The organism is Halostagnicola larsenii XH-48, from assembly GCF_000517625.1.
Classification (GTDB): domain Archaea; phylum Halobacteriota; class Halobacteria; order Halobacteriales; family Natrialbaceae; genus Halostagnicola; species Halostagnicola larsenii.
In genome coordinates, this window is record NZ_CP007055.1 from 774,333 (window position 1) to 789,318 (window position 14,986).

Genomic DNA, 14,986 nt, shown 5'->3' on the forward strand with positions numbered 1-14,986 from the left:
TTTCTCGGTGAGCGGCGAACGTTTCACCCGCTTCAAAACACGTCTCACGCCCCGGAACTACCGCTCTACGCGCAGCGTCGTCTTCTCCGCGACGGCGTCTGCTTCCGCGAACTCGCCGCCGCCGAGCAGGCCGCGAGTCGCCTTCTTCGCCCACTCGACGGCCGGCTGGTTGAACGCGTTCACGCTGTAGAGTTCGCCCGCCAGCACGCACGAGGCCTCCATCCCGTACAACAATCCGCCGAGTTCGTACTCGTCGACGGTCTCGAGTTCGATGCGAACGTTCGGCCGGCCGGCGGCCGCGAGGCTCGCCTCGGTCGCCTCGAATTCGGCCTCGAGCAGTTCGCCGAGCGTGGAATCGCCGAGATAGGCGAGTTCCTCGACTTCGGTCGCGGGGATTTCCCGATCGGCCCGCTCTCGCGGCGCGACGAACGTGACGAGTTTGTCGCGCGGGCCCGCACGATACAGCTGCAGTTGGGAGTGCTGGTCTGTGACCCCGAGCGCCCGTACGGGCGTCTGTCCGAGGTCGTCTTTGCCCAGACTTTCTGCCCACAACTGGGCGAACCACTCCGCGTAGGTCTCGAGCGATTCGGCGTACGGAATCATCGCGTTGATTCCGGCCCCGCGACCGTCGAGCGCGTAGGCGGTCGCCCCGTAGGCGTAAGCGGGACACTCGAACAGCGATCCCGACAGCGACTCGGATTCGGCCCGCGCACCCTCGAGGAGCGCCTCGAGGTCGTGCCCGGCGATCGCAGCGGCGACCATCCCGACCGGCGAGAGCGCCGAGAACCGACCCGGGACGCCGTCGGGAACCCGAAGCTTCGGCAGGTTGTGGCGCTCGGCGAGATCCGAAAGGGGTCCGGCCTCGCCCGTCGTCACGATCGTGCGTTCGGTCCAGTCGACGCCCGCGTCTTCGAATGCCTCTCGAACGACGAGGAAGTTGGCTAGGGTCTCCGCCGTCGTGCCGGACTTTGAGACGACGTTTATCGCCGTCTCGGCGAGCGGCAGTGACTCGAGTCGGCTCGTCACCCATTCCGGGTCGACGTTGTCGAGAAAGACCATCTCTGTGTCTCCCTCGAGCGCGTCGACGATCGTCGCCGCGCCCAGCGCGCTCCCGCCGATGCCGACGGTGATGAGCGCCTCGGCGTCGCCGACGGGGTCGACGGCCCGTCGAATCTCGCCTGGATCGGTTCGCTCGGGGAGGTTCAACGCGGCGTAGCCGTGCTCGTGATTCGCCCTGCCGGTTTCGATGCGTTCGTGGGCCTGCCCGACTCGCTCGTCGAGGCGCTCTAACGCCCCTCGAGAGATGCCCGGAGAGGCGACCGATGCGAGCGCGTTGCCGATGTCGACGTCCATGCGCGAGAGCGCGACGGCCGGACCTAAAGGCGTTCCGTCATCCGATCGATCGGGGTTCGGCGCGTCGCACACCCCGTCACCCTACCCGAATCGCCGACCCACCAATCCACCGCCGGGCGGGACTGAAAGGGGCTTTCGCGGGTCGACGAACCCGGACGACGCAAGCACTGCAGGGAGCGAGCGTCGCGAGCGACCGAAGCGCGCAGCGAGACCCGGGAGTCGAGCGCGAAAGGGGCTTTCATCGTATTCTTCCTGCAAAGACTCGCCGCCTTCTCGTCTCCCCAGTTGTCCATACCTCACACGGAACGGGAACTGAGGAACGAAACCGGGAAACGCCTCGCCCTCGAGCGTCGAGTATGAGCGAGAAGACGGCGACGTTCGTCGTCACCCACGCGGAGGCAGAATCGGCGGTCGTCAGAGACGTCGAGACGGCGCAGGTCCACACCCTCGCGTCGAACCCCGGCCTCGAGGTCGACGACGTGCTCGAGGCGACGGTGGCCCCCAAACCGCCGCTCGAGGTCGCCTGGGAGATCATCGACGTCGAGGACCGGCGGACGGTAGAACTCGTCGATAGCGATCTCAGTCCCACTACCCACGAACGAGAGCTGGCGGCCGACGCCCAACCGGGCGAGGTCGTCCGCGAGGAGCGGGCGGGAACCGGCGAGATTCACGTCCTCGCGCTTCCCGACGACGATGTCGAGGACGCGGCAACCGACGTGCTCTCCGACGACGAGACGGTCGCTCGAGCGGCCCGGCTGGAAGCCGTTCGCGTCGAGGTTCGCTCGGACCCCGAGGGGGGCGTCTTGAGCGTGAGATACCTCCCCGATTGAGGGAGTTCGACGGTTCTCGAGTAACGGAGCAGGTCAGGCCCGTTTCGGGCCGCCTTCGCTCTGGACGCGCCAACTGCCGTCGACGCCGCAGGCTTCGCGGACTTCGTACTCGATCTCGGTTTCGTCGCCGATCCGGTCGCCGCCTTCGATTCGTTCGACGCGCAACGGAACGTCAAGCGTGTTGCCACAGCAGCCGACGCCGACGAACTCCTCCCAGGTGTCGCCGGCTCGAGCCGCGTCTCGCGTCTTTCGGAGAAACGCTCGGAACGAGGGTTTCTCGAGTTGGAATCGTCCCCAGTCCGAGAGATCTTGGGGATAAGAGACGACGACGCGGGTAGCCGCCTCCTGTGTCTCCGAGTGAGCTCGGTTCGTCATGTCATGACGTACGCCCTCCGGTCGCAAAACGTTGCCGTCGGGGATAACCCGTGTTGACCCGGTGTGTTCGGACTAAGCGTTTCTTAACCGGTCTCTCGCCCGTGTAGAGAGCGAGCGCTCTTGAGTTTACGCCGGCCGATTACGGACGATTTCACCACAAGAAACTGGACTTCAGGAATTGCGAAGGCTTACTTTCGGTGACGCCCACGTGGCTGGTATATGGGGTATTTCGACGTACCGGAGCTAGAGTATACCCGGTACAGTAACCGTCAACTCGCGGCGGTTCCGCTGGCCTTCCTCGCAGTCGCGTTGGCAATTCTACTGGTCGCGTATACTGTGTACGGGACACCCGTCGCCCTCGGAATGGATTTCTCCGGAGGCACGGAACTAACCGTCGAGACGACGGATTCGGAATCGACAATACAGACAGCGTTCGACGAGGAACCGGAATCGATCCAGTCGACGGGAGCCTCGGACCAGTATATCGTCCAGTTCGTATCCGAGGACCAACAGGCACTCACTGACCAGGCCGAAGAGCATCTTACGCCCGTCGATGGAAACGACGAGGTCGTACAGCAAACCTCCTCGACCTCCGCGAGTTTCGGCGCACAGGCACAGGAAACAGCGTTTCTCGGCCTTGCGGTCGCGTTCGTCGGAATGAGCGTCATCACGTTCTTGCTCTTTCGAACCTTCGTCCCCTCGATCGCGATCGTTCTCTCGGCGTTTTCGGATCTCGTGATCCCGCTCGCGTTCATGAACCTGGCGAACATTCCGCTCACGCTCGGAACCGTTGCCGGTTTGTTGATGTTGATCGGGTATTCGGTCGACTCGGATATCCTCTTGAACAATCACATCCTCCGTCGTGGCGGTGACTTCTATGAGAGTACTCACGAGGCGATCAAAACGGGCGTGACGATGACGATTACCTCGATGGTAGCCATGCTCGTGATGGCCATCGCAGCGACGATCATGGGCGTCGAACTGCTCGCCTCGATCGGCATCATCCTGTTCGTTGGCCTGGCGGCCGATTTGATGAACACGTACATGTTGAACCTCAGCCTGCTGCGCTGGTACAAATTCAAGGGGGTTAATCGATGAAGCCCGTCGCTTACTTCAAGGAAAACTGGCGGGTGATCATGCTCGTCGTCTTCGTCCTCGGAGCAGTAGTCGCGCTGTTTCTCCCCGGCGGTGTCATGGGCGACGATGGCTACGGTCCGCAGGCAGAGAACAGCCAGTCGTGGACCGAGGACCCGCTCAATCTCGAGTACGGACTCGGTCTCGAGGGCGGGACGCGAATCAGCGCGCCGGTCGTCGGGATGACCGCGGAGAACATCGATGCCGGCGTCGTCGACGACGGCGAGGCCGATCAAGACCGAATTACCGAAATCGAAGAGTCGCTGTACGCAGACGAGACCTTGGACATCGACGTCGGCGACGCGAATATCGTCGTTCACGACGACGGCACCGTCAGCGCTGAACTGTTCGTCGACGACGTGAGCCAAGCGGAGTTCGTCGCCGCGCTTCAGGACGCCGACGTCGAGGTATCCGAAGACGACGTCCGGGAGGGCGTCACACAGGAAACTCGCGACGACGTGATCACGACGATTAGCCTGCGAATCAACGAGGCGGGTCTCTCCGGCGGGCAGGTGACCGACGCGGAGATGAGCGACCAGAACTACGTCGTCACCGAGGTTCCCGAGATGGGCGAAGACGAACTGCGAGAGATACTCGAGGATCGGGGCATCGTCGAAGTCGTCGCGTATCATCCGGGAGGCGAAAACGGAACGCAGGTCAACGAGACCGTTCTCACAGGCGACGACATCGCCGATGTGGATCCGCCAACCCAACCTGAACAGGGGTCCTCGGGATACGAGGTTCCCGTCCTCGTCGAAGACAGCAGCGCCGAGGAGTTCCAGTCCGACATGCAGGAGATGGGCTACGCTGAACAGCAGGGATGGAGTAACTGTCGCGTCCAGGACCCACAGACCGGCGAGATGAACTTCGACGACGATCAGGAACAACACTGCCTGCTCACGGTCGTCGACGGTGAACCGGTCGCCGCACACTCGATGAGCCAGCAACTGGGATCGGGAATGGGAACCGGGGAGTGGGTAGAGAGTCCGACGTTCCAGATGGGCGCAACGGAGTACTCGGAGGCACAGGCGCTCTCGGTCAACTTGCAGGCCGGCGAACTGCGTGCCCCGCTCGATCTGACCGAGGGCGATGTCTACTCGCTCCAGCCGGCGCTTGCCGACCAGTTCAAGACCTACTCCCTGTTGATCGGGATCCTCTCGGTGGTCAGCGTGAGCGGTATCGTCTACGTTCGGTATCAGGATCCCCGCGTCGCAGCGCCGATGATCCTCACGGCGCTGGCGGAGGTGTTCATCCTGCTCGGCTTCGCGGCGCTGATACGAATGCCGCTCGATCTCTCACACATCGCCGGCTTTATCGCCGTCGTCGGAACGGGGGTGGACGACCTGATCATCATCGCCGACGAGGTGATGTCCGAAGGCGACGTCAATTCCCAGCGCGTCTTCGAGTCGCGGTTCCGCAAAGCGTTCTGGGTCATCGGCGCTGCGGCCGCGACGACGATCATCGCGATGTCGCCGCTCGCCGTGCTCAGCCTGGGTGATCTGCGCGGGTTCGCCATCATCACCATCCTCGGCGTACTGATCGGCGTGCTCATCACCCGTCCCGCCTACGGGGACATCCTGCGGCGGCTCCTCACCGACAAGTAACGGCGGAAAACCGATTTCGTTAGATTTTCGAGTGGACTTAGAACCCCTCGAGCGTCGTCTGACTCGCGGCCGCGAGCACGTCGGCACACGTCGACCACGACTCGCGAGCGAACGGCGGCAACTCGCCCGTTTTCTCGACGTAGGACTCGAGGAACGCTCGAGTCGTCGGGTCGCCGGGATAACCGCTTCCGATTTCGCCGTACTCCGCGGCGAGGTCCGCGACGTGGGCGTCGCGTTCGACCTTCGCGATGATGCTCGCCGCGCCGACGAGGTCGGAGTCGTCGTCCGCACCGTGGCGGGCGTCGATGCTCGCCTCGAGCGAGCAGGCCGCACTCACTCGACGGGCGAACCGATCCGCGTCGGTGTCGCAGGCGTCACAGAGACCGGAAATAGCAGTGTTCTCGTTCTGGTCCTGATTCTCGTCTACAAGACTCGCCGTCGCATCCTCGATGGCGGACGCGTGCGCGTCCACGGCGAGCGCGTTCATGTTCGTGTCGGGATCGTCGATCCGTGCCGTCGAAATCTCGGCGACGCCGACGTGGACGCCGTCGGTCTCGCGAAGCGTTTGGGCCAGTTCCTCACGACGCCCGGCCGTGAGCCGCTTGGAGTCGGCTATCCCCTCGGGTAATCGCTCGAGATCGTCGACGCAGACGGTCGCGGCGAACATCGAGCCGAACACCGGCCCCTTGCCGGCTTCGTCGACCCCGAACTGGTGCATGGCAGCCAGTGGTTTCGCGACGCTCAAAGTCGTTGCTTTCCGTCTCGGTCGCTGTCCGCGAAAACGGTTGCTCGAGACCGGTTATGCTGTGCGGTCGTCGCGGAAGTACTCCTCGAGTTCGAAGGGGTCGTCCTCGCCCTCGACGCCGGTGACGTCGAGCGCGGTGACTTCGGCGTCGACGCCGAGTACGCCCGCCAGACTCGGCTCGGTTCGGCCGTCGTCGCTGCTGATCAGTTCCTTGACGTAGAGCCCGCCTTCGCCGTGGAGCCGGATCTCGGCTCGCGTCGGCTCGTGGAGTTCGCCGTCGATTTCGTAGACGGTCCGCGTGCGGGTGATGTTCGCTCGCCGGTGGTCGACCCGTTGTGGGGTGTACTGCTCGAGGGTCGTTCCATCGAGTTCCTCGAGCGCGGCCTCGAACGCCGCTTCGTCGACGGGCTCGCCGAACTCGACGTCCGCCCGGTAGCGTTTGCTGGCGTCGTGTTCCTTGACGCGCTCGACCATCTCGTAGCTCGCGAGACGGAGCCCCTCGACTTCGACCGAACCGTCTGCCGCGTCGTTGATCTCGCGCTCGAGTGTCTCGGGATCCGGATCGCGGATTCGCGGCTCTTTGACCTCGAGGACGAACGGGCGGCCGCCCTCGAGCATGCGGGCGTCGACGTCCTCGCGGCCCGCGCCGTGGAAGGTCCCCTCGTCGCCGTCCATCGCCTCGACGACGTGGGGGCGAACCACCTGCTCGACGCTCGTGTCGTACATGTAGCCCGAGCCGCCGCAGTAGTCGCAGGGTTCCTCGCCGTCGTCGCCAAGCTGAATGCCGCTGCCGCCACACTCCCGGCAGGGCCACTCGGTCTGCGGAATGTCCCGCTCGAGCTTGCGATAGCGCCCGTAGACGAACGCGGGATTGACCTGCAGGTCGACGGCGTGGCTCGTCACCGATCGCGGTTCCGCCGTCTCCTCCCCGCCGTCTTCGTCGCTCCCGGCCTCGAGCAGGTCGAACGGATCAAAGCCGCTGAGGTCGACGATGGCGAGGACATCGGGGCGCTCGAAACCGACCTCAGCGCCGGTTTCTGCGCCCACGCGGCGACCGACTTCGCGATTGATTTCGCGTTTGAGCGACTCGCCGATGTCCGGCTCGAGACCGGCGTCTTCGCGGAAGAGTTCCTCGTTTTCCTCGATCAGCGGCGGGACGCGGCTCCCGACCTGATAGGTCGCGAAGTCGATCCCCGAAAGCGAGTCGACGATCGTTTCGGCGATCGCGTCGAAGGTTCCACAGTACCCCTCACAGACCCAGCACTCGAGCGGTTCGACGGGGTCGAAGTCCTCGTCGTCGGCGAGCGCGATCGTCGTTCGAAGCGCCCGTCCCCGCTCGGCGTTCGTCAGACCGAAACTGCGTTCGGCGAACGGACGCCCGAGACAGGAGTCACAGACCGGCCCCGTCCCCAGTAGCTCCCGGGCGACTTCCGTGGGTGTCATGTCTGTGGTGTCGGGTCGCCGTCGATAACACGCTTTCCCTTCCGTTCGGTCGAGCACTTGTCGATTCTGTTATCGGATATCCACAGTCGATGTGACTCCCGTTCGCTCGGGTTTCATACTTGAACGTCATGATACGATGACCGTCTTCCCCGCTTTCATATCGGTCGATTCCCAAGGTGGCGTATGGACAACGTTACCCGTCGTCGATATCTCGCGGCCGCCGCGACCGCCCTCACCGGTGTTGCCGCGGGGTGTGCTGCGCCACAGTCGAACCAAACCATGGAGGGCAACTCGTCGAACGAACTCGAGATCGCGGGAGATCTCGCGGACGAGTCGGCGTACACGCAGGTGTACGATGCGATTATCGATTCCATCGCACAGATTCGTGCCCACAGCGTCGAGAGTCCGGTGAGTAGTCGAGAGGGGTCGGGACAGGGGTCCGGCTTTCTCGTCGCGCTCTCCGAACGCGGCGAGTACGTCGTCACCAACGAACACGTCGTCTCCGGCGCGGACGAGGTCGAAATCCGATATACCAACGGCGACTGGACGACTCCAACCGTCGTGGGGACGGATTCCTACAGCGATCTGGCCGTCCTCGAGGTCAGCCACGTCCCGGAGGACGCAGTGGCCCTTTCCCTGAGCGAGCAAACGCCGGTGGTGGGCCAGGAGGTACTCGTAGTCGGCGCACCGTTCGGTCTCGAGGGGTCCGTTTCGCAGGGGATCGTCAGCGGCGTCAACCGATCGGTCGACGTCTCCTACCGCCAGTTCTCGTTCCCGAACGTGATCCAGACGGATGCGGCCGTCAATCCCGGCAACAGCGGCGGGCCGCTCGTCGACCTCGAGGGCCGAGCCATCGGCGTCGTCAACGCCGGCGGCGGGGACAATATCGGCTTCGCGATTTCGGCCGCGCTCGCTCGTCGGGTCGTCCCGGCGCTGGCCGAGGACGGCACGTACGAGCACTCCTATCTCGGTATTGGCCACCGAGAAGTGACCAGAACCATCGCCGAAGAGTACGGCCTCGAGGAGGTAGCGGGCGTCCTCGTCTCCGCCGTCGATTCGAACGGCCCGGCCGCCGGCGAACTCGAACGAGGGGACATAATCACCGAAATCGACGAGGAACCCATTCCCGACCGCCACGCGCTGGGAACGTACCTCGCACTCGAGACCAGCCCCGGCGACGAGGTCGGTATCGAGTGTTGGCGAGACGGGCAGGAAACGACGGTGACGGTGACGCTCGGATCCCGGTAGCGTTCAGCGGTAAGCGGTCGAGATCGGACGCCGACCACCAGCGAATCACGCCGCGAGTCACCCCGCATCGGTACGCGCAGCCGGGAGCGTAAACGAAAACGTCGACCCGCCGTCCGAATTGGATTCGACCCAGATATCGCCGCCGTGGCGTTCTACGATCCGTTTACACAGCGCGAGACCGATCCCCGTTCCGTCGTATTCGTCGTAGCTGTGAAGGCGATTGAATACCTCGAAAACCCGGTCGTGATCGTCGTCGTCGAGACCGATCCCCTCGTCTCGAACCGAAATCGTCCAGTTCGATCCGGTCCGATCCGCCGTCACGTGAACGCGGGACGGTTCGTCGCCGCTGTACTTGATCGCGTTCTCGAACAAGTTCTGGAAGACTTGCCGCAACTGACTGGTATCTCCGTTCACGACCGGAAGCTCGTCGATCGTAATCTCGGCGTCGGACTCGTCGACTTTGAACTGGATATCCGCCATCGTCTCCGCGACCACGTCTTCGAGATCGACCGGCTCGAGCGGTTCGCCGGTGGTTTCGACACGGGAGTATTCGAGGAGCCCGTCGATCATCTCTTTCATCCGCTCGGCGCCGTCGACGGCGAACTCGAGGAACGCTTTGCCGTCCTCGTCGAGCCGATCATCGTAGCGGTTCTCGATCAGCTGTAGGTATCTCGCCACCATCCGCAACGGCTCCTGAAGGTCGTGTGACGCCGCGTAGGCGAACTGCTCTAAGCGTTCGTTCGAGGCCTCGAGTTCGGTCTCGAGGCGCTTTCGTTCCGTGATATCCGAGATGATCCCTTCGATCCAGCGTTTTCCGTCGGCTTTGTCGGCGACGATTCGCCCGTGATCACGAACCCAGCGTCGCTCTCCCTCGGCAGTCTCGATACGGTAGGTTTCCGAGAACGTCCCCGAGCCGGCGGCGGCCGTCTGGACTGCGTCCCAGAGGTTCTCACGGTCGGCTTCGACTACCACGTCCTCGCCCCAGACGATCGTCCCCTCCTCGAGCGCGCTCGGGTCGTACCCAGAGAGCGTCCGACAGGCGTCGCTAACGAATTTCATCGGCCAGCCGCGTTCGTTTCGGCAGCGATACACCATCCCGGGGACGTTTTCCATCAGCGCCGACAGCTGCTGTTCGCGTTCGCGGAGTTTTCGTTGGGTCTCCGTTCGTTCGGTGATATCCTGAAAGTACACCGACAACCCCGTTTCTGAGGGGTGGACGTGTTCTTCGTACCAAGAGTCGTGGGGCGGATAGTACGCCTCGAACGAGACAGATTCCTGCGTCGACAGCGCCTCGCGGTAGTGCTCCTCGAATTCGGCTCCTTTCTTCTCGGGAAAGGTTTCCCAGATATTCGTCCCGAGCAACTCGTTTTCGTCCATCCCGAGGAGTTCTTTGGCCCGTTCGTTGACGTACGTGAACTCCCACTCCTCATCGAGCGCGAGGAACCCGTCGGTGATGCGACCGTAGATCTCCGAGAGTTCCGTCGCGAGTTCGTCCGTGCGACGCTCGAGTCGCCGTTCGCGTTCTTTGAGATCCGTAACGTCTTCGCCCGTCGTGACGACGCGGTCGACACGCCCCTCGTCGGTCAGCAGCGGCGACGTACTGACGGACAACCACCGGTGGCTCCCGTCTTGCTGTTCGACGCGCAGTACGCGATCGGAGATCGCCTCTCCCGACCTGACAGTTTCGATAGGGGGGTGTTCGTCATCGGAGAGCCGTCTGCCGTCTTCGGTGTACGTCGCCCGTTCCGACGGCGAAAACGCGCCTACCTCGTCTACTTCGAGGAGATCACGTCCTCTGTCGTTTATTCTCGTGATCTCCCCACTTTCATCGAGTACCAGAATCCCGACGGGGCTCGTCTCGAGGATCCGGTCGGTCAGATCGCGCTCGCGCTCGAGTTGTGCTTCGCGGTTACGAAGTCGCCGTTCAGTCCGTTTTCGAGCCGTGATGTCGCGGACGACCCCAACTGTCCCCGCGAACGATCCGTCGGTGAAAAGGAGATTTAGCTGAAGTTCACAGGTGAACGTCCCTCCTGTCGCCGTTCGGGCCGTACACTCGAACATCTCGGTGCGCTCTCGGCCGGTCGTCAGTCGCTCGCGAATTTCGCGTTCGATCCGTTCGATGTCATGAGAGTCGAGCAGAAGCGATGCGGGCTCCCCGAGGAGTTCCGTGCGGTCGTAGCCTGTCATCTCGCAGATGACGTCGTTGACGGCGACGAAACAGCCCGCCGTGTCAACCTGACAGATCCCGTCTTCGACCGTGTTAACGAGCGTCCGATAGCGTTCGAGAGCTTCTGTGTCCGGCATTTCTTCCCAGAAGGCAGTTTCTCGAGCGCCTCCCTGTCGATTCATAGGCCTAAAGAGGCTATCGAGTTGTATAAGTCGTCTCCCGACTGTCGGTTTTGTGGACAGTTGGCCGTTCCTATCGGTACGTCCGCTTTCGTCAGGAATCGAGCACCTGATCGCCGATCGTGTTCCGAAGCACTTCGCTCGTTCCTTCGTAGATTTCGTTTAACTTCGCGTCCCGGTAGAACCGCTCTGCGGGGAAGTCCTTCGTGTAGCCGTAGCCGCCGTGGATCTGGATCCCCTCGTTTGCAACCTCTCGAGAGACCTCCGAGGCGTAGAGTTTGGCCTGCGCCGCGTGCTTGATGAAGTCCTCGCCCCGGATTTTTCGATCGGCCGCGCGGTGCATGAGCAACTTCGCGGCCTGTACCTTCGTGTCCATATCGGCGAGTTTGTGTTTGATCGCCTGGAACTCGCCGATAGGCTGGTCGAACTGTTCACGTTCGTTCGCGTAGTCGGCCGCTTCCTCGAGGGCCGCTCGAGCGATTCCGACGCCTCGAGCCGCGATCGTAATTCGCCCGCCGTTGAGCGTCTTTAACGCCTGAACGAAGCCCTCGCCCTCCTCGCCGAGCAGGCGGTCCGCCGGGACCCGAAGCTCGTCGAATCGGAGCTCTGCGGTCGGACAACCCTTGTCGCCGAGTTTTTCTTCCGTTCCTTCGACGATGAACCCCTCGTCCTCGTTCGGTCGAACGATGAACGACGAGATACCCTTGTTGCCGGCTTCGGGGTCGGTTTTCGCGAACAGCGTTATCGTGTCTGCGACCGAGCCGTTCGATATCCAGAGTTTCCCACCGTCGATGACGTACTCGTCGCCGTCTTTGCGCGCGGTCGTCGTCATCGAAGGAACGTCGCTTCCTGCGCCGGCTTCCGACAGCGCGAACGCGCCGATATCGCTTCCTTCGGCCAGCGGCGTCAGATACTCGGTTTTCTGGTCCTCGGATCCGAATTCGTAGAGCATGTTGCCCGCCAACGAGGTGTGGGCGGCGACGATCGTTCCCAGGCCGCCGGAGCCCCGAGAAATCTCCTCGAGACCGATAGCGTAGGAGTGATAGTCGAGTCCGGCGCCGCCGTACTCCTCGGAAAAGGGCATCCCCAGCAATCCGAGCTCGGCCATCTCGTCGACGAGCGTCGCCGGAAATTCGTCGTCGTGGTCGATCTCGCTCGCGACGGGAACGACCTCTTCGTCGACGAACTCCGAAACCATCTCGCGGATCTGTCGTTGTTCGGCCGAGAGCGCAAAGTCCATACGCGAGCTAACGACGGGTCGATCCTTTACAGTTTTTGTAACTGGACTCGAGTTCATTCGCGTGGTCGGGGGTGGCCGGTCGGTCACCCAGATACCGCAACTCCGCGGGACTGCCACGCCGAAAACGGAGTATCTGTCCCCCTCTGAAGGTCATAACTGCGACCGCGGTGTTTTTCCGGAAAGCGCCCGAATGGGTTGATACGTAGATGACTTCGGGCCAGCACGAACTGACGACGGACGCCGATTTCGAGTGGTGTTTCGAGGCCGTACACGGGGTCTCACGGACGTTCTCGATAACTATCGACCGACTCGAGGAACCGATGGCGGGACACATCTGTGTCGGCTACCTACTCTGTCGAATAGCTGATACGATCGAGGACGCGGGCCACATTCCCGCCGAGACCCAGACGGAACTCCTCGATTCGTACGACCGACTCCTCGACCCGGCGGACGACCTCGCAGTCGAGCAGTTCATGGACGACGTCGAGCCGTGGATTCCCGAGGAAACCACCGACGACTGGGAGGTCGTCGCCCAGACGCCGCGAGTCCTCGAAACCTTCGACGCGCTCGAGGACGAACCGCGCGAGATCATGCGAGAACCGGTTCGGGAACTCGTCGGCGGGATGGCCATGTTCACGAGCCGGTACGCCGACGAGGGTGGACTCCGCCTGCAAACCGTCGAGGAACTCGAGGAGTACTGCTGGTACGCGGCCGGAACGGTCGGGACGCTCATCACCGGTCTCGTCGCCCGCGGTGTCTCCACGGAACGAGCCGAGGAGATGCGCAACAACGCTCGGTCGTTCGCGCTTCTCTTGCAACTGGTCAACATCGCGAAAGACGTCGAGACCGATTACCGCGAGGAGAACAACGTCTACCTCCCCGCCGAGTGGTTAGAAGAAGAAAACGTGCCCGTCGAGGACGTCACTCACGAGGACAACCAAAGCGGCGTCACGAACGTCATCAAACGCGTCACCAGGCGCGCTGAAAATTACCTCGACGACGCCCACCGCTACCTCGAGATCATCCCCGAACACCGCGGCAACAAGCTCTCGGCGTGGGCGATCCCGTATCTGCTGGCAGTTGGAACCATGCGCGAACTCCGCGAACGGCCCGAAGACGTCGTCCGTAACGGCGACGTCAAGGTTTCTCGCGCTGAAGTGTACGAACTCATCCAGACGTTCGAGGACGACGTCTCGAGAGCCGGTGTCGGAGCGCTTCGAAGCGAGATGGCAGAGAAACCGCTCCACCAGTAACACCACCCCGAAGTTAACGCGTCACTGTTCGTCGGTCAGTTGCCAGTCGTCGTCCCAGAAGCCCGAGCGGGTAGCCGAACACGACGACGATACCGGCCCAGACGGCAACGATGATCCAGTAGAAAAACACGCCGAATCCCGATGGCGTGAAAAACAACGCCAGGAGAATAGCCGTAGCCATCGGCGCGAGTCCCGCAAGGACGAGCGGAACAACCGGCCACGAGGAGGTCTCGGATGCGTACCCGATCGGCAAGAAGAGGGCAGCGGCGAGTCCGAACGGGACCACAGCCAGCGTAAACAGCCCGCCCAGCAGCCACAGCAACGTCCCAGTAGCGAGGGTGACGAGCACCGCAAGGCGGGTCAGCCCGTGAGCATCCCGTCCGAGTCCGGTCCGGCGAGCTGCGACCCCGAGCGCCGCGTAGCCGACGCCGAGGGCACCGAGCGCACCGAGGCCGGGGAAGAACGGTCGACCGGTCGTTGCCACACTAACGAGCGGCAAGGAGACGGCCCCAATCGCGCCGACCGTGACGAACAACCGCTCTAGCCCCGCGGCATCGAACGCGCGGACCCCCAAGTCGACGCGTCCGACTGCGAGGCCCACGAACGTGAGAAACAGCCCGGGAACAAGTCCGCCGATAACGCCCTGTTCGATCGCGTCCGGGCCGATCTCGAGGGCGACCGTCGCGTACCCGCTCGCGCTTGCGAGAACGCCGCTCGAGCCGTAGGTGACGTAGGTCCGACGGTCGAACGCGGGTGGGTGCTCGTCGCGATCGTCGTCAGGGGCCCAGGTCGCCGTGTCGCCCTCGACGCTCGCGTGTGCGGGGTTGTTCGTGACTGTGGTCCCCTCGGGCGTGTGGATCGTCACCCGCCCGGCCGCCAGCTCGTACCTGTGGTTCGAATACTCGAGCGCGAAGTAGTCGACGATCCAGCCGTCCCGGATATCCGGTCGGGCGATATCGTCGACTTCGTAGGTCACCGTCACTGTCTCGTCCTCGAGGGTGGCCGTGCGATCGAGGTCGCCGTCAACGACGTGCCAGCGGGCCCAGGCGTCGTCGACCGATCCCTCGAGCGCGTCTGGATCGTCCCGATACCGAGCTGCGGCGTCGTCGGTTACGGGGACCCGTTCGATCCACTGCGAGTCACCCTCGTCGTCGATGTGGATGTCGAGGGTTCCCGGTTCGCTTGCGCCCTCGAGGTCGGATCCGCAACTCCCACAGAGCTGTGTCGGCGGCGGCGCAGCAGAGACGACAGCGATGGTAGCGAGTCCGGCCAGGACCAAGAGGAGGGCGACCACAGCGGCGCGGGATCGGTTCATCAGCTCGGTATTCGGATGTCAGATACAAAAACTTTGGCTGCAACTAACACGATACGTCGTCCACGGTAGACAGCTGGATAGCGGACGAAGGCGTCGACGC

Annotated in this window: 12 protein-coding genes; 5 read left to right on the forward strand and 7 right to left on the reverse strand. The window is 63.2% G+C overall.

The features are described 5' to 3' along the window. Positions 1 to 57: 57 nt before the first annotated feature. Complete coding sequence (locus HALLA_RS03825) at positions 58 to 1,353, reverse strand: hypothetical protein (RefSeq protein WP_049952149.1); 1,296 nt, start codon at positions 1,351 to 1,353, stop codon at positions 58 to 60. A 356-nt stretch (positions 1,354 to 1,709) separates the two neighbouring features. Here HALLA_RS03825 and HALLA_RS03830 point away from each other — a divergent pair, with 356 nt between their 5' ends. Continuing rightward, entirely contained in the window at positions 1,710 to 2,183 is a 474-nt protein-coding gene (locus HALLA_RS03830; RefSeq protein ID WP_049952150.1) for a DUF5812 family protein, read from the forward strand. A 33-nt stretch (positions 2,184 to 2,216) separates the two neighbouring features. Here the strand turns inward: HALLA_RS03830 and HALLA_RS03835 are convergent, their stop codons facing one another. Then, positions 2,217 to 2,558 (reverse strand): hypothetical protein, encoded by a 342-nt coding sequence (locus HALLA_RS03835; RefSeq protein ID WP_049952151.1) that lies wholly within the window; start codon positions 2,556 to 2,558, stop codon positions 2,217 to 2,219. Between the two features lie 219 nt (positions 2,559 to 2,777). Between HALLA_RS03835 and secF the strand changes: the two genes are divergently transcribed. Next, positions 2,778 to 3,656 (forward strand): protein translocase subunit SecF, encoded by an 879-nt coding sequence (gene secF / locus HALLA_RS03840; RefSeq protein WP_049952152.1) that lies wholly within the window; start codon positions 2,778 to 2,780, stop codon positions 3,654 to 3,656. Next, complete coding sequence (locus HALLA_RS03845; protein ID WP_049952153.1) at positions 3,653 to 5,296, forward strand: preprotein translocase subunit SecD; 1,644 nt, start codon at positions 3,653 to 3,655, stop codon at positions 5,294 to 5,296. Before secF ends, HALLA_RS03845 begins: the two co-directional genes overlap by 4 nt. 37 nt (positions 5,297 to 5,333) lie before the next feature. Here HALLA_RS03845 and rnhB read toward each other — a convergent pair whose 3' ends face one another. Together rnhB and HALLA_RS03855 are read right to left on the reverse strand one after the other, a co-directional pair. After that, positions 5,334 to 6,014 carry a ribonuclease HII gene (gene rnhB / locus HALLA_RS03850; RefSeq protein WP_049952154.1) on the reverse strand — a complete coding sequence of 227 codons (681 nt, stop codon included), beginning with the start codon at positions 6,012 to 6,014 and terminating at the stop codon, positions 5,334 to 5,336. A gap of 81 nt (positions 6,015 to 6,095) precedes the next feature. Continuing rightward, entirely contained in the window at positions 6,096 to 7,484 is a 1,389-nt protein-coding gene (locus tag HALLA_RS03855; protein WP_049953996.1) for a tRNA pseudouridine(54/55) synthase Pus10, read from the reverse strand. 183 nt (positions 7,485 to 7,667) lie between these two features. Here HALLA_RS03855 and HALLA_RS03860 point away from each other — a divergent pair, with 183 nt between their 5' ends. Next, on the forward strand, positions 7,668 to 8,732 hold the full coding sequence (locus HALLA_RS03860) for a S1C family serine protease (protein WP_049952155.1): 1,065 nt from the start codon (positions 7,668 to 7,670) through the stop codon (positions 8,730 to 8,732). A 57-nt stretch (positions 8,733 to 8,789) separates the two neighbouring features. On the opposite strand, the gene HALLA_RS03865 is transcribed toward HALLA_RS03860, so the two are convergent. Together HALLA_RS03865 and HALLA_RS03870 are read right to left on the reverse strand one after the other, a co-directional pair. Continuing rightward, positions 8,790 to 11,081, reverse strand: a complete 2,292-nt coding sequence (locus HALLA_RS03865; protein WP_049952156.1) for a PAS domain-containing sensor histidine kinase — start codon at positions 11,079 to 11,081, stop codon at positions 8,790 to 8,792. A gap of 91 nt (positions 11,082 to 11,172) precedes the next feature. Then, the gene (locus HALLA_RS03870) at positions 11,173 to 12,318 is read right to left on the reverse strand and encodes an acyl-CoA dehydrogenase (protein ID WP_049952157.1); all 1,146 of its coding nucleotides are present in this window, start codon (positions 12,316 to 12,318) and stop codon (positions 11,173 to 11,175) included. 206 nt (positions 12,319 to 12,524) lie between these two features. Here HALLA_RS03870 and HALLA_RS03875 point away from each other — a divergent pair, with 206 nt between their 5' ends. Beyond that, positions 12,525 to 13,571 (forward strand): phytoene/squalene synthase family protein, encoded by a 1,047-nt coding sequence (locus HALLA_RS03875; RefSeq protein WP_049952158.1) that lies wholly within the window; start codon positions 12,525 to 12,527, stop codon positions 13,569 to 13,571. 13 nt (positions 13,572 to 13,584) lie between these two features. Here HALLA_RS03875 and HALLA_RS03880 read toward each other — a convergent pair whose 3' ends face one another. Next, positions 13,585 to 14,886, reverse strand: a complete 1,302-nt coding sequence (locus HALLA_RS03880) for a hypothetical protein (RefSeq protein ID WP_049952159.1) — start codon at positions 14,884 to 14,886, stop codon at positions 13,585 to 13,587. Positions 14,887 to 14,986: the final 100 nt, after the last annotated feature.